Source organism: Marinobacterium sp. xm-d-579, from assembly GCF_013282935.1.
In the GTDB taxonomy this organism is placed as follows: Bacteria; Pseudomonadota; Gammaproteobacteria; order Pseudomonadales; family Balneatricaceae; genus Marinobacterium_E.
Window position 1 is genome coordinate 288960 of record NZ_WBYP01000001.1, and the last position, 15746, is coordinate 304705.

The following is a 15746-nucleotide window of genomic DNA, read 5'->3' on the forward strand; positions in this document are numbered from 1 at the left end:
AGAATGACGACAACAGCCTACCCTAATCTTTTACAGCCCCTGGATCTGGGTTTCACCACTCTGAAAAACCGTGTCCTGATGGGTTCTATGCATCTGGGCCTTGAAGAAGCACCCAATGGATTTGAACGTATGGCTGAGTTCTACGCAGAACGTGCCCGTGGTGGCGTCGCCCTGATCGTAACCGGAGGCATAGGTCCAAACAAGGAAGGTGCTGTGCATGGTCATGCTGCGCAAATGGCTTCATCAGAAGATGTAAAAAACCACCGCATCGTGACGGATCGGGTACATCAGGAAGGTGGCAAGATCTGTATGCAGATCCTGCATACGGGCCGCTATGCCTACAACCCTCAGCCAATTGCGCCCTCTGCGATTCAGGCACCGATCAACCCATTCCCACCCAAAGAGCTTTCGGAAGACGATATTGAGCAACAGATCAGAGATTTTGTGAACTGTGCCTCGCTGGCTAAGGAAGCTGGATATGACGGTGTCGAAATTATGGGGTCAGAGGGCTATCTGATTAACCAGTTTATTGCCGCACGCACCAACCAGCGCGATGATGGCTGGGGGGGTGAATATGACCAGCGTATCCGCTTTGCTCTGGAAACCGTTCGAAGGGTGCGTGAAGCCGTCGGTACTGACTTTATCATTATCTACCGCCTTTCCATGCTGGATCTGGTTGAAGGCGGTAGCAGCTACGAAGAGATCGTTCAACTTGGACTGGCGATTGAACAAGCCGGTGCCACCATCATCAATACCGGCATCGGCTGGCATGAAGCCCGCATTCCCACTATTGCCACAAAGGTACCTCGTGCTGCATTCACTTGGGTGACAGCCAAGGTGCGTAAGGCACTTAATGTTCCGGTCATCACCTCAAACCGAATCAATATGCCCGATGTGGCTGAAGAGGTCCTGGCCCGTGGTGATGCGGATATGGTCTCTATGGCCCGTCCTTTTCTGGCAGACCCGGAATTCGTGAAAAAAGCGACCGAAAACAGAGCCGATGAGATCAACACCTGCATCGGTTGCAATCAGGCTTGTCTGGATCACGTTTTCGTTGGCAAACTGACTAGCTGCCTGGTTAACCCGCGTGCCTGTCATGAAACAGAACTGGTGATTACCCCAGCCACCGATATTAAGAACATTGCAGTAGTCGGTGCAGGGCCAGCCGGTTTAGCCTTTTCCACCACCGCCGCTCAACGCGGCCACAATGTCACTCTGTTTGATGCAGCATCCGAGATCGGTGGCCAGTTCAATATTGCCAAGCGCATACCGGGTAAAGAAGAGTTCTATGAAACCTTGCGTTATTTCGGTAAGCAGATTGAGCTTACGGGAGTAAACCTTCAGCTAAACACTAAAGTAACTGCAGAAACACTTCAGGTAGGCGGATTCGATCAGGTTGTACTTGCCACTGGCATTAGCCCCCGCACCCCGGATATTGAGGGTGTTAACCACCAGAAAGTGCTCAGCTATCTGGATGTTATGAAGGGTGCTGAGGTTGGTCAGAAAGTCGCGGTTATCGGCGCAGGCGGTATTGGTTTTGATATCTCCGAAGTACTGGTGCATCAGGGTGAATCCACCAGCCAGAACATCTCCGCCTTTATGCAAGAATGGGGAGTGGATATGAGCATGAACGCCCGAGGCGGTGTAGAGAACATGAAACCTGTCTTTGAACCGGCTGCTCGAGAGGTGTTCCTGCTGCAACGTAAGAAAAGCAAGGTCGGCAGCGGTCTGGGTAAAACAACCGGCTGGATACATCGTACCGATCTCGCCAAGAAAGGTGTGAAAATGCTCAACAAATGTGAGTACCAGAAGATCGATGATCAGGGCTTACACCTGCTGGTCGATGGCGAACCGCAATTACTGGAAGTTGATAATGTCATTATCTGTGCTGGGCAGGAGCCTAAACGTGATCTGGCTGACCAGATTAAAGATGTGCCGGTCCATCTGATCGGCGGTGCTGATGTGGCTGCGGAGCTGGATGCCAAACGCGCGATTCATCAGGGCACGCAGTTGGCTGCAACAATTTAAACACCCACTCCACCTATAAAGGGCAGCGGTTTTGAACAACCCTGCCCTTTTTTATGACCGTAAACGCCACCTTTTTCCCTATCAATTTTCACAGTAATTCAAGCACCTAAGCAGGGTTTGAAAAATAATGTCATAAAAACTGGTGACTTTTGTTATTGGCGATTCTATACCTAATAAAGCATGATGCAGGTAACCTTTCAGAATCATCAGGAAGGGCCACCAAATATAAAAATAATTACTGGTTATCAGATGCTCAAAAGAATTACTGGCAGTTCGTTACTGATACTCTGCTCACTATTTACACCTCTATCTCCATCTTCGGCCTCAGAACAACTGACGTCAGACCGTCTGTCTACTTCAGCCCTCACCCGCGAAGGTGCTGAAAAGTCACTGCTGTTATCCGTCGCTAATACAGGTAAAAGACTGGTTGCTGCCGGAGAGCAAGGCGTCATCGTTTACTCGGATGATCAGGGCAAGAAGTGGCATCAGGCATCAGTACCTGCCAGCGCACTGCTGACCAGTATTAAATTCACGGATACTCAGACTGGCTGGGCGATTGGTCACGATGGTCTAGTGCTTAAAACCACCGATAGTGGCTCCAGTTGGAAATCCGTTCTTAGCGGTAACGACATTAACCAGTTACGAATCACGGCTCTTGAAAATCTGCTCGGTTCCATGACAACCGATGACTTCACACCCGAACAGATTGAAGATACCGAATATGCCTTGGATGATGCTGTCATCGCACAGGAAGAAGGACCAACTTCACCCCTGCTGGATATGCTGTTTCTGAATTCCAGCCACGGTTTCCTGATCGGTGCCTACGGTACGATGCTCGAAACCAGAGATGCGGGACAAAACTGGCAGTTTATAGGGCATGAGCTACCAAACCCGGAAGGTTTCCACCTTAACCGCATCTATCAGCTTAAATCAGGCCGTCTGCTCATTCTCGGTGAAGCCGGACTTCTGCTCGCCAGTGATGATAATGGTGAAAGTTGGCTCAACCTTGATTCTCCTTACGATGGTTCCTTCTTCTCAGCAGCAGAATCGGATTCTTTGTACATCATGGGTTTACGTGGGAACACTTTCCGTTTTGATGATCAAAACCAGAACTGGCAAAGTGTTGAGCTGCCGGTCGCAGCCACCATCAACGATGCCATTGTGGTGGATGACCAGATTATTATGGTCGGTCAGGGCGGCACGCTGTTGCGCCAGAAAGGCACTGGATTTGAGCCTCTGGGTAAACGTCAGCTGCGAACATTTACGTCCCTGACACAGGTGGCTGATTCACTGGTGATTACCGGTGAAACCGGCATTGTGCACCTATCGCTTATTGGTAAGGAGGCTGCACAATGAACAAGCTATCCGCTCTGCTTTTGTGGCCTATCCAGACCAGTGAACGCCTGGCCGAATACTTTCTCTATACACATCGCAAACTGGTACTGGGCCTGTTCCTGATTGCTACTGTGATTCTGGGCTGGCAAGCAAGCCAGATCCGCCCGGATGCCAGCTTTATCAAGATGATCCCATCCTCGCATCCCTATGTTGAGAACTATATCAACTACCGCGATGACCTTGCCGGATTAGGCAACAGTATCCGTGTGGTGGTGGCTGCAAAAGATGGGGATATCTTCACAGCAGAATTTCAGGAAACGTTGAAAAACGTTACCGATGATCTGTTTTTCATTCCCGGTGTCGACCGCTCCGCCCTGAAATCTATCTGGACCCCTAACGTCCGCTGGACCGAGGTTACCGAAGAAGGTTTTGTCGGCGGCCCGGTTATTCCCGCCAAATACGACGGTTCCGAGCAAAGTCTGGAACAGGTACGGACTAACATTCTGCGTTCCGGTCAGGTAGGTATTCTGGTTGCTAACGATTTCCGCTCTGCGATGGTTCAGGTGCCGCTGTTTGATAAGCACCCGGATACCGGTGAACGCCTTAACTACCAGAGCTTTTCGGAACAGGTTGAAGAGCTGATTCGTGATAAATACAGCTCAGACGCCGTCGATATTCACATCACCGGGTTTGCCAAAATCGTCGGTGATCTGATTGATGGTGCGACTGAAGTGGCTCTGTTCTTTGCCGTGGCTATTCTGATTACCCTGGCCCTGCTCTATCTCTACTCCGGCAGTGTTATGGGTACGATTGTGCCACTAATCTGTTCCCTTGCTGCGGTTATCTGGCAGCTGGGGCTGCTCAAAATGCTCGGCTATGGCATCGACCCCTACTCCATGCTTGTGCCGTTTCTGGTCTTTGCCATTGCAGTCAGCCACGGTGTGCAGATTGTAAATACAATCACTCTGGAATCCGCAACCAATGGCGCCGATAAGATTCAGGCATCGCGCCATGCATTTAAAACCATCTATATTCCCGGACTCACAGCCCTGATCTCAGACGGTATTGGGTTTATTACACTGATGGTGATTCAGATTCAGGTGATTCAGGATCTGGCAGTCGCAGCATCGGTTGGTGTTGCAGTAATCGTACTGACCAATCTGATGCTACTGCCACTGCTGATGAGCTATGTAGGTGTGGGTAAAAATGCGATCGCCCGGGCAAAATGCAATATTGCAAAAGAGAACTCTCACTGGCGCATGTTCTCTGTATTCGCCACACCTAAAGGTGCCACCATGGCGATTACCGTTGCCCTGTTTATGCTGGTTGGCGGTTTATACTTCAGTCAAGATCTGAAGATCGGTGATCTGGATAAAGGCGCACCAGAACTACGGCTGGACTCCCGTTACAATCTGGATAACGCCTTTATCACCGACAACTACTCCACTTCCAGCGATGTCTTTGTGGTGATGGTCGCAACTGAAGAGGAACAGTGCAGCAGTTTCCAGACCCTGTCACTGGTTGACCGCTTCCAGTTCTACCTGCAAGGCATTGAAGGGGTGCAATCCAGCATATCCTTAACTGATGTCTCTGAGCGGGTAACTGCGGGCCTTAACGAATGGAACCTGAAATGGCGCTCTGTCAGCCGCAACCAGTTCGTAATCAACGCCTCTCTGGCTTACGTTCCGGCAGGTCTGATGAACAGTAGCTGCTCTCTACTGCCAGTCATCGTTTTCCTGGATGATCACAAAGCCGAGACCCTGAAAACCATCACCGCTGCCGTAGAAGACTTTACCAACAACCATCAGGTTGAAGGTATCGAGTTCCTGATGGCCGCGGGTAAAGCGGGTTTCGAAGCCGCAACTAATGAAGTGATTGAAGACGCCCAGTACGAAATGCTGATCTGGGTATATTCCGTCGTCAGTATTCTCTGCCTGCTGACCTTCCGATCCATCAGCACAGTGATCTGCATCATCGCGCCGCTGGCACTGACATCCGTTCTTTGTCAGGCATTGATGGCCCAACTGGGTATTGGCGTTAAAGTCGCTACCCTGCCTGTAATTGCTCTGGGTGTAGGTATTGGGGTCGACTACGGTATCTATATCTATTCGAAGATGAAAACCTATCTGGAACAAGGCCATAGCCTCGCTGCAGCTTATCTGGAAACCCTGCAGAGCACCGGTAAATCAGTTGCCTTCACCGGCCTAACGTTAGGTATTGGTGTGGTCCTATGGGTACTATCACCCATCAAATTCCAAGCGGATATGGGTATCCTGCTGACCTTTATGTTTATTTGGAACATGCTGGGTGCGCTGATTCTGTTACCGGCGATTGCCTGCCTGCTTAATCCTTACGGTAAGACGAGCAACAAAGTAGAGCCCTAGAATATTTAGAGTTTAAAGGTGTGCAGGCTGGTGAAAAGAGCAAAATCAAACACGATAGAGTTTGGATAGAAAACCAAACTCCAAATGATTTTGCTCTCCCCTTTATATAAATTTGAATCGCCACTAGTTCTTTAGACACTCAGCAGCCGTTTTTCATATCGGTTTTCATACTCTTTCGGTGATAGCTGATCATTAAAACCATGACATCGTTTGCTGTTGTAAAACAGCTCTATGTATTCAAAGATATCACTGCGTGGATCTTCTCTGGTTGCATAAACCTTGCCGCGGATTCTTTCTGATTCAGTAGTTGGAAAAAGCTCTCAGCAACGGCATTGTCGTGGCAGTTATCTCGTCGGCTCATACTGCCTTTTAGGCCATGTATCTCTAAAAAGGATTGCCAATCATAGCTTGTGTACTGACTTCCCTGACCAGAATGAACGACTACCTCTGACTGAGGATTACGTCGCCATACAGCCATGAGCAACGCATCTAGCACCAGTTGCTTTGTGATACAGGATTGCATTGACCATCCAATCACCCTTCTTGAGAGCAGGTCAACGACAACACCCAAATACAGCCACCTCTCATGGGTTTTGATATAGGTGATATCTGTTACCCAAGCTTTATTAGGGGCAGCGACACTGAATTGCTGCTGTAGTCGGTTCGGAGTAACAATATGAACCTTCAACCCAGCTAACCGCATGAGCCGATAAACTCTATTGGGGCCACAGGTTTCACCATACTCGCGCAGATCACTATGGATCTTCCGATAGCCATACAAACCACCTGACTCCAGCCAGTACTGCTTGATCAATCCAGTGAGCCGTTGATCTGCTGCATAGCGCCTGGAAGAAGGCTGCTTACGCCATGCGTAATACCCACTAGGATGCACATCCAGTAATGAATAGAGCTGGCGTACGGGCCAATCCTTATGATGATCACGGATAAAGGTTTACCTCAATCGGACTGGTTGGCGAAGTACACCGCTTTTTTTAATATATCTCGCTCTTCAGTGACTCGCTTCAGTTCTTTCTTGAGGCGGCGTATCTCTAACTGCTCATCTGACTTCGCTTTATACTCGGCTGAATCGGGGCCGTACTTCTTGACCCAGGCATAAAGGCTGTGGGTTGTAACATCGAGCCGATTAGCCACATCTGCAATGCTGTAGCCTCGGTCAGTGACCTGTTTAACCGCTTCGATTTTGAACTCTTCGGGATAACGTTTGTTGCTCATAAGCACCTCTTTAAAAGCCATTTTCTATGGCTGAGAGGTGTCTAGCAAACTAGTGGCGATGAACTGGGATAATGTAGAGCGCCATTAGCCTTCCTCTTGGATACTGTGGGTAATCCTTACATGAGTGTGAGTTGGTTAAAATTGCTTTCTGATTCTATCGCCTGATTTTAGGCAATATTAAATGAAAAGCCCCGCAAATGCGGGGCAAATAGCGAAAAGCGAGTGTTGCAAGAAAGAGTTAGGGCTGGGTTAAACACGCTCTATGATGGTGGAAATACCCTGGCCCATACCAATACACATGGTCGCCAGACCTAATGTGCCATCGTTCTGTTCCAGTACGTTCATCAGCGTGTTGGTGATACGGGAACCGGAGCAGCCCAGAGGGTGACCCAGTGCAATTGCACCACCTTTGAGGTTTACTTTGTCTTCCATCTTATCGAGCAATTTCAGACCTTTTAGGACAGAGAGGCCTTGTGCTGCAAACGCTTCGTTGAGCTCGACATAGTCGATATCTTCGATGGAGAGACCCGCACGTTTCAGTGCTTTCTGAGTGGCCGGTACCGGGCCGTAACCCATAATGGATGGGTCACAACCAGCAACTGCCATACTCACAATGCGCGCACGTGGTGTCAGGCCCAACTCTTCAGCTTTAGCCGCCGACATCACCAGCAGCGCCGATGCGCCATCAGAGAATGCAGAAGACGTACCCGCAGTTACTGTACCTACTTTAGGTACGAACACTGGCTTCAGAGCACCCAGGGTTTCAACGGTAGTCTCAGGACGGATGACTTCATCTGCTTCCAGAAGAGATTTAAAACCGTTTTCATCATGACCTTCTACAGGGATGATCTCGCTATCCCACAGACCTTTTAGGTGCGCTTCGTGAGCCAGGCGGTGAGAACGAGCACCAAACTCATCCTGCATCTGACGGCTGATGCCGTTCATCTTGCCCAGCATTTCCGCAGTTACCCCCATCATCATTGCAGCTTTCGCTACCTGCTTAGACATTTCCGGATTGATATCCACACCGTGCATGATGGAAACATGGCCCATGTGTTCAACACCACCAGCGATGAAGATATCACCGTTGCCAGTCATGATCGCCTGTGCTGCTGCATGCAACGCTGCCATGGAAGAACCACACAATCGGTTGATGGTCTGCGCTGCTACCGTGTGAGGAATGCCTGCCAGAACAGCAGCGTTACGGCCAATGTTGAAGCCCTGTTCTTTAGTCTGGTTTACACAACCCCACATGATATCTTCGATATCACCGCCTTTAACTGCTGGATTACGATCCAGCAGACCTTTCATTACTGCGGCTGACAGTGCTTCGGCACGAACATTTCGGAACGAACCGTTTTTCGATTTACCCATTGGGGTACGAACACCGTCAACGATTACTACGTCATTTGGTTTCAAGTTCATCTGTCTTTACCCCTTAATCCTGTGCACTTTCAGAAAAGTATTTTTCGCCAGCAGCTGCCATCTGCTTCATTTTCTCTGTTGGCTGGTACAGCGGACCCAGAGATTCATATTTAGCAGCCATTGCAACGAAGTTATCCAGACCGATCTGATCCAGATAGTGCAGAGCACCACCACGGAATGGAGGGAAGCCGATACCGTAGATCAGACCCATATCGGCTTCAGCGGGGCTGGCAACGATACCATCTTCAAGACAACGAACCGTTTCGATACACAGTGGAATCATCATGCGTTCGATAATCTCTTCATCGCTGAATTCGCGTGTATCTGCAGCAATACCTTCCAGCAGTGCAGGCACTTCTTCATCAACGATCTTCTTAGGCTTACCTTTACGATCCAGCTCGTACTGGTAGAAACCTTTGTTGTTCTTCTGGCCGAAACGCTCCAGTTTGAACATACGGTCGATCACGTTTTCGCCTTCATGGCTCATGCGATCTGGATAACCTACCGCCATCACCGCATCGGCGTGGTGTGCGGTATCGATGCCAACAACGTCGAGCAAATACGCTGGGCCCATTGGCCAGCCGTACCCTTCCATCACTTTGTCGATCTGCCTGAAGTCTGCGCCATCTTCCATCAGGGCCGTAAAGCCACCGAAATACGGGAACAGAATTCGGTTAACCAGGAAGCCTGGGCAGTCATTCACAACAATTGGGGTTTTACCCATCGCTTTTGCATAAGCGACGGTACGCGCAACGGCTGCTTCCGAAGATTTCTCACCGCGGATAACCTCAACCAGCGGCATCTGATGCACGGGGTTAAAGAAGTGCATACCGCAGAAGTTTTCAGGTTTTTTCAGAGCCGTAGCCAGCTCTGTAATCGAGATCGTTGATGTGTTGGAGGTCAGGATCGCGCCTTCCTGTAGCTGTTCTTCAACTTCTGCGAGAACCGCTTTTTTAACCTTAGGATGTTCAACTACCGCTTCAACCACCAGATCAACGTTACCGAAATCACCGTAGTTCAGTGTTGGGGTGATCTTGTTCAGTACGCCTGCCATTTTCATGGCATCCATACGACCGCGGGATACACGTTTGTTCAGCAGTTTAGTGGCTTCATCCAGACCCAGTTGCAGGGCACCCTCGTTAATATCCTTCATCAGGATTGGCGTGCCTTTAACCGCGGATTGATACGCAACACCGCCGCCCATAATACCGGCACCCAGTACGGCAGCCTTGGCAACAGGTTCTGCTTGTTTCTCAAAGCTTTTGCTGACTTTTTTCACATACTGATCTTTAAGGAACAGGCCCACCAGTGATGCGCAGACATCTGTTTTAGCCACTTTGACGAAATTTTTCGCTTCCACTTCGTTGGCTTTTTCACGTGGCAGGTTGGCATGCTTCTGAACCGTTTTCAGAGCTGCCATAGGTGCTGGATAGTGAGGACCCGCCTTACCACCGATGACACCTTTAGCGGATTCAAACGCCATCATCTGCTCAACCTGATTCAGTTTGATCGGGCTCTTCTTCTCATCACGACGGGCCTGATAATCAAACTTGCCGGAAATACAGCCTTTCAACAGATCCAGCGCGGCTTCACGTACCTGTGCTGTGGTCACTACCGCATCAACCGCGCCATCTTTAAGCGCTGCATCGGCACGTTTTTCGACACCTGCGCAGATCCACTCATTCGCGTTATCAACACCGATCAGACGAGGCAGACGAATGGTGCCGCCCCAACCGGGGAAGATACCCAGTTTTACTTCAGGCAGGCCCACTTTGGCCTGATCACCCAGTACTCTGTAATCTGTCGCCAGGGCGACCTCAAACCCACCACCGAGGCAAAGTCCGTTAATTGCTGTAACGGTGGGGGCTTTTAGGTCTTCGATCTGATTTAACAGACCGTGGGTCTCCATTAAACCGGCAATCAGTACATCGTCTTCCTGTGTGAAGAAGCCCATGAACTCGGTGATATCGGCACCGACAATAAAACTCTCTTTGGCGCTGGTAAAAATAACGCCCTGCAGGTCATCAATCGCCTGCAATACAGCCACGGCTTCATGCAGTTCTGCAGTGGTGGTACGGTCAAGTTTGTTAACGGCATCATCTTTGCGGTCAAAAACCACTTCGTAGATTCCGTTTTCGACCGGCTGAACCTGAATCGATTTTCCTTCGAAAAGCATCTAAGTTGCTCCGTCTAATTTTTATTTTTGCCCCCGTTTTCACGAGGCACTTTGGAATTCATTGAGGGCTTACAACTTGCCCTCTAACTCGGGTACTGCCTCAAAGAGGTCTGCCACCAGACCATAATCTGCCACCTGGAAGATTGGGGCTTCTTCATCATTGTTGATCGCAACAATGATTTTGGAGTCCTTCATGCCTGCCAGATGCTGAATGGCACCGGATATACCCACCGCGATGTACAGATCCGGTGCAACCATCTTGCCGGTCTGGCCTACCTGCATATCGTTAGGGACAAAACCTGCATCAACTGCGGCTCGGGATGCACCCACTGCAGCGCCGAGTTTGTCTGCCACTTTGTAAAGCAGGTCAAAGTTCTCGCCGTTGCCCATACCGCGACCACCGGATACCACTACGGATGCTGCAGTCAGTTCCGGACGGTCACTTTCCGCCAGTTCTTCACCGACAAAGCTGGAAATACCCGCATCACAGGATTCGCCTACAGTGGAGATTTCAGCTGAGCCGCCGCTGTTTTCAATCGCATCAAAAGCGGTACCGCGCACGGTAATGACTTTGACAGCATCAGCCGACTGCACAGTGGCAATTGCGTTACCTGCATAGATTGGACGTTTGAACGTATCATCCGCCTCTACAGAGATGATGTCTGAGATCTGGTTTACATCCAGCAGCGCAGCAACCCGTGGCAGGAAGTTCTTACCGGTTGTGGTCGCAGACGCGAGAATGTGGCTGTAATCCGCAGCAATGCTCAGAACCAGTTTGCTGACATTTTCTGCCAGCTGATGTTCATATGCCGGGCTATCCGCAGTGAGTACTTTACTTACTGCTGGGATCTGCGCCGCAGCCTCAGCCACACTACCGCAACCGCTACCCGCCACCAGCAGGTGAACATCCCCACCAATCGCCTGAGCAGCCGCCAGTGTGTTTAAGGTAACCGGTTTAAGTTCTTTGTTATCGTGTTCAGCTATTACCAACGTAGTCATCACTCAACCTCCTTAAATCACTTTGGCTTCGTTGCGCAGTTTCTCTACCAGCTCATCCACCGAGCCGACCTTAATACCTGCCTGACGTTCTGCAGGTGGCTCTACGCGAAGTAGAGTGAGATTACTGCCGACACTGACACCCAGATCATCCGGGCTCAGTACTTCCAGAGGTTTACGTTTTGCTTTCATGATATTTGGCAAGGCTGCATAACGTGGCTCGTTAAGACGCAGGTCTGTAGTCACAATGGCTGGCATGGCCAATTCAACTGTTTGCAGGCCGCCATCGACTTCACGGGTTACCTGAACACTGTCACCCGATACGTTAACTTCAGAGGCGAACGTACCTTGTGGACGATCCAGAAGCGCAGCCAACATCTGACCGGTCTGGTTATTGTCTGAATCGATCGCCTGTTTGCCCAGAATCACCAGACCTGGTGCTTCTTTCTCAACGACTTTTTCCAAGAGCTTGGCAACGGAAAGTGAATCCGGTGCATCTTCAGTCTCGATACGAATACCGCGGTCAGCACCCAGTGCCAGTGCAGTTCGAATCTGCTCTTCACAGCTTTTGCTACCAATAGAAACCACAACAACTTCATCCGCAGTGCCCGCCTCTTTAAGACGTACTGCTTCTTCCACTGCGATTTCACAGAAAGGGTTCAGGGCCATTTTTACATTGGCCAGATCAACATCACTGCTATCTGCTTTAACGCGCACTTTGACGTTGTAATCTATGACACGCTTTACAGCGACCAGTACTTTCATAACTGCCTCTTCTATTTCTTATCCGGCTGTTGTTTTTAGTTATGTTTAAATACTAGTTGCGGACCAAAATTCAACAATGACAAAAAGCAGCTACATAACTGACAAAAAATGGCATTAAGCAACAAAGCCTCGTAAATAGTGGCTTACAGAGGCGTTTACAAACAAACAAAAACAATCAAAAAACACCAAAAAAGGCAGAAAGGTCTGCACAGCAACATCTGCTGCTGGCAGATAAAGTATGAAAAGTCAGAAAAACGAGGGCTGTTGGTTGCTATCTTTATCGCTATAGCTGGCAATAGCGTAGCGGTTTCGGCCGTTATCCTTAGCGACATAAAGCGCCTTATAAACGGAAATATTCACTGAAAAATAAATAAGTTAGGGGAACAGAAAAGGGGCTGTTGCCCCTTTATGATTTCTGTAAAAAAGCCATAAACGCCTGACGCGCTTCGTCCGAAAACAGTCTCTCGTAAAATACCTCAAGCTCTTCATCAATCACAGCAAGCAGGTTTTCCTGATACTGCTTTTTCATCAGACGCTTGGATTCCAGAACCGCCTCTTTGGGTAAACGAGCCAGCGCTTGTGCTCTTTCTCTGGCAACCTCGAGATAGGTTTCAACTTCGGCTATCACATTTACTAAACCGCTCTGTTGTGCTTTTTGTGCACCAAACGGGCGGCCTTCAACCAGGAGTTCAAAAGCCTGCCTCTGGCCTAACATCGAAGGGATGATCAAAGTCGCTCCGGCTTCAGGAACCAAACCCAGATGTACAAAAGGCATCTGGCATTTGAGATCCTCAGAGGCGATCACCAGATCACAGTGCATCATCATGGTGGTTCCAATACCAACCGCATTGCCCTGAACAGCCGCCATGAGAGGTTTATTATAGGTGACTATATGATGCAGAAAACTGACCACGCCTTTCAGATTTTCGCGGGAACCCATACCTGAAACGAAATCCTGAATATCATTTCCGGCACAGAAGCTTTGTCCCTCTCCCCGCAACAGGACCACTCTGACATTTTCATCCGTAGCGGCCTGCTCCAGATAGGATACGGCCTGTTCGTACATATTCAGGGTAATCGCGTTTTTTTTATCCGGTCGATTCAGCGCAATCTCAGCGACACCATCGTCCACCGTGTATAGAACCAGGTCCGTCATCCGTTCACTTCACTTTCCGGTTGGTAAAATTGCGGCGCGTAGGTCTTTACCATCTCACTGCTCTGCCCCCAGGTATGGCAACTATTGAGCATGAGCTTAGCTCCGGTTTCCAGAACATCCTCTTTGCTCACAGGCCATAGAGTCTGTACGGCGGTGGTCGCTACCACTGGCAACAGCTCATTCATATGGGTACAGCCTAAAACGCCACCCAACTTCTCTTTTACCTGCCTTAGCCACCCAGGACCAATACGGGTACCTTCTAACTTACGAAAGGCATCCGCAATTCTGGGGCACATGCGAAAGGGGCTGCTGTCGATACAGGCTTCCACTTCATAAATTAAGAACCGGCGATCCATAGTTACCCGGATGCTCATATCATGGTAGTTTTCACCTGCAGAGACATAACCGTCCCGCTCAAGGTTATCGATATCATAGGCTTTGATATCGGTCATTCTTGCTTCAATATCCCATAGCTGATCATCACGTTCGAAGCCATTACACATCACATTACGATTATGATGCTTTTTACGACGAACGGGTTTTGAGAGCGGCATAAGCAATGTTCTCGCTATTCAGGCAGCATCAGATTTAGTTTCAGGTGTTCTCAGCATTCGACGCAGAACTTTGCCTACATTGGATTTGGGCAGTTCCTGTGCAAACTTAACCTGTTTAGGGACCTTGTAGCGGGTCAGCTTATCCTTACACCATCCGCGCACTTCTTCTGCGGTAAGAGATGGATTACTGGATACAACAAAGACTTTCACTACTTCTCCCGATATATCATCAGGTACACCAATGGCGGCACACTCAACGATATCCGGGTGCAGGGTCAGAGTATCTTCAACTTCGTTTGGATAAACATTGAAGCCGGATACCAGAATCATATCTTTGGCACGATCCACAATGCGGATATAGCCTTCATCATCCCGGGTCGCGATATCACCAGTAATGAAGTAACCATCATCTGTGAATGCGGAGCTGGTTTCGCGTTCACGTTGCCAGTAACCACGCATTACCTGCGGCCCTTTGACGCAAAGTTCACCCGCTTCACCATTTGGCACATCCTCGCCATCTGTGCCAATCAGACGCAGATCGGTATGTACCATTGGTTTACCAATAGTGCCCAAATGAGTCTGGTTTGGATCGTTGAAGCATACGGCTGGAGAAGTTTCGGTCAGACCGTATCCTTCAATGATTTCGCAGCCGGTTTTTTCTTTCCACAAAGCTGCGGTTGATGGATTCAGGGCCATGCCACCGGATGCGGTGAATTTAAGGCTGCTGAAATCCAGATTTGGAAAATCCTCGTTATTGCAGAGTGCAACAAACAAAGTGTTCAAGCCCACAAAGGTACTCATATTCCACTTGCCCATCTCCTTAACAAAACCCGGAATATCACGCGGATTTGGAATAAGTACGCTGTGACCACCCAACAGGGAGACCACCTGGGCAACCGTAAAGGCATAGATATGATAAAGAGGCAGCGGTGAAATAACGGTTTCAGCCCAGTTCACACCCGGCAGGACCAAACGCTCTTCAGCTTGCAGCATATTGGAAATCAGGTTTGCATGAGTGAGTACCGCACCCTTGGACACGCCAGTTGTACCCCCGGTGTACTGCAACACGGCAACATCCGCCGTTTTTACCTCAACTGCTTCGGGTGATTCACCCACATACTGCATTAAAGCCTTACGCAGTGGCACGGCCTGAGGAAGGTTGTAATCCGGCTCCATTTTCTTGAGATATTTAACGGCTGCATTAAGCAGATTACGCTTAATGAAATCATGCAGGTCTCCCACCTGCGTCACGATCAGATGTTCAATGGCGGTGTTCTGCAATATTTTTTCTGCTTTGTGCGCCATGCTTTTGTGAATGATCAGCGCCTTGGCACCGGAATCACAAAACTGATGTTCCATCTCATTGGAGGTATAAAGCGGGTTGGTATTCACAACCACCAGCCCCGCTTTGAGAATGCCAAACAGCACAATAGGGTATTGAATCAGGTTGGGTAGCTGGATAGCGACGCGGTCACCGGGCTGAAGACTGGTTTCTTTTTGTAGATAGACTGCAAACGCATCCGATAACTCATCCAGCTCCTGGTAATCGATGGTACGTCCAAAGCTGGTGAATGCAGGGCGCGCTGCATATTTTTCGACACTGTACCGCAGGACATCGGGTACGGTCTGAAAGCCATATGAATTTATATCAGCCGGAATAGTATCCGCCGCAGGTAGCTGCTGCACCATCGTGG

Annotated in this window: 10 protein-coding genes and 1 pseudogene; 3 read left to right on the forward strand and 8 right to left on the reverse strand. The window is 49.4% G+C overall.

Going from position 1 to position 15746, the window contains the following annotated elements; translation table 11 throughout:
* The first annotated feature begins 3 nt into the window (after nucleotides 1-3).
* The 3 genes from XMD579_RS01510 (at nucleotide 4) to XMD579_RS01520 (ending at nucleotide 5747) form a co-directional block, all read left to right on the forward strand.
* Nucleotides 4-2028, forward strand: coding sequence for an FAD-dependent oxidoreductase (locus XMD579_RS01510; protein WP_173505696.1), 2025 nt, complete (start codon nucleotides 4-6; stop codon nucleotides 2026-2028).
* Between the two features lie 249 nt (nucleotides 2029-2277).
* Nucleotides 2278-3384, forward strand: a complete 1107-nt coding sequence (locus XMD579_RS01515; RefSeq protein WP_173505697.1) for a YCF48-related protein — start codon at nucleotides 2278-2280, stop codon at nucleotides 3382-3384.
* On the forward strand, nucleotides 3381-5747 hold the full coding sequence (locus tag XMD579_RS01520) for an RND family transporter (RefSeq protein ID WP_173488550.1): 2367 nt from the start codon (nucleotides 3381-3383) through the stop codon (nucleotides 5745-5747). Before XMD579_RS01515 ends, XMD579_RS01520 begins: the two co-directional genes overlap by 4 nt.
* A 131-nt stretch (nucleotides 5748-5878) precedes the next feature.
* Here XMD579_RS01520 and XMD579_RS01525 read toward each other — a convergent pair.
* From XMD579_RS01525 to XMD579_RS01560, 8 genes and pseudogenes are all read right to left on the reverse strand, one after another.
* Nucleotides 5879-6980, reverse strand: a pseudogene (locus XMD579_RS01525) (IS3 family transposase).
* A 249-nt stretch (nucleotides 6981-7229) separates the two neighbouring features.
* Nucleotides 7230-8405, reverse strand: a complete 1176-nt coding sequence (gene fadA / locus XMD579_RS01530; protein ID WP_173488549.1) for an acetyl-CoA C-acyltransferase FadA — start codon at nucleotides 8403-8405, stop codon at nucleotides 7230-7232.
* 13 nt (nucleotides 8406-8418) lie between these two features.
* The gene (fadB, locus tag XMD579_RS01535; protein WP_173488548.1) at nucleotides 8419-10581 is read right to left on the reverse strand and encodes a fatty acid oxidation complex subunit alpha FadB; all 2163 of its coding nucleotides are present in this window, start codon (nucleotides 10579-10581) and stop codon (nucleotides 8419-8421) included.
* Nucleotides 10582-10650: 69 nt separating this feature from the next.
* The gene (locus XMD579_RS01540) at nucleotides 10651-11580 is read right to left on the reverse strand and encodes an electron transfer flavoprotein subunit alpha/FixB family protein (RefSeq protein WP_173488547.1); all 930 of its coding nucleotides are present in this window, start codon (nucleotides 11578-11580) and stop codon (nucleotides 10651-10653) included.
* A 12-nt stretch (nucleotides 11581-11592) separates the two neighbouring features.
* A complete protein-coding gene (locus XMD579_RS01545; protein WP_173483352.1) occupies nucleotides 11593-12342 on the reverse strand; it encodes an electron transfer flavoprotein subunit beta/FixA family protein in 750 nt (249 codons plus the stop codon).
* Between the two features lie 406 nt (nucleotides 12343-12748).
* On the reverse strand, nucleotides 12749-13474 hold the full coding sequence (locus XMD579_RS01550; protein ID WP_371815165.1) for an enoyl-CoA hydratase-related protein: 726 nt from the start codon (nucleotides 13472-13474) through the stop codon (nucleotides 12749-12751).
* Nucleotides 13475-13494: 20 nt separating this feature from the next.
* Nucleotides 13495-14052, reverse strand: a complete 558-nt coding sequence (locus XMD579_RS01555) for a DUF2889 domain-containing protein (protein ID WP_173480455.1) — start codon at nucleotides 14050-14052, stop codon at nucleotides 13495-13497.
* Nucleotides 14053-14070: 18 nt separating this feature from the next.
* A complete protein-coding gene (locus tag XMD579_RS01560) occupies nucleotides 14071-15741 on the reverse strand; it encodes an AMP-binding protein (RefSeq protein ID WP_173488545.1) in 1671 nt (556 codons plus the stop codon).
* Nucleotides 15742-15746 lie beyond the last annotated feature (5 nt).

Excerpts from the sequence above, each read along its gene's own strand:
- XMD579_RS01515 (WP_173505697.1), top strand. The coding sequence starts at position 2,278 with ATGCTCAAAAGAATTACTGGCAGTTCGTTACTGATACTCTGCTCACTA.
- fadB (WP_173488548.1), bottom strand. The coding sequence starts at position 10,581 with ATGCTTTTCGAAGGAAAATCGATTCAGGTTCAGCCGGTCGAAAACGGA.
- XMD579_RS01540 (WP_173488547.1), bottom strand. The coding sequence starts at position 11,580 with ATGACTACGTTGGTAATAGCTGAACACGATAACAAAGAACTTAAACCG.
- XMD579_RS01545 (WP_173483352.1), bottom strand. The coding sequence starts at position 12,342 with ATGAAAGTACTGGTCGCTGTAAAGCGTGTCATAGATTACAACGTCAAA.
- XMD579_RS01560 (WP_173488545.1), bottom strand. The coding sequence starts at position 15,741 with ATGGTGCAGCAGCTACCTGCGGCGGATACTATTCCGGCTGATATAAAT.
- XMD579_RS01510 (WP_173505696.1), top strand. The coding sequence starts at position 4 with ATGACGACAACAGCCTACCCTAATCTTTTACAGCCCCTGGATCTGGGT.
- fadA (WP_173488549.1), bottom strand. The coding sequence starts at position 8,405 with ATGAACTTGAAACCAAATGACGTAGTAATCGTTGACGGTGTTCGTACC.
- XMD579_RS01555 (WP_173480455.1), bottom strand. The coding sequence starts at position 14,052 with ATGCCGCTCTCAAAACCCGTTCGTCGTAAAAAGCATCATAATCGTAAT.
- XMD579_RS01520 (WP_173488550.1), top strand. The coding sequence starts at position 3,381 with ATGAACAAGCTATCCGCTCTGCTTTTGTGGCCTATCCAGACCAGTGAA.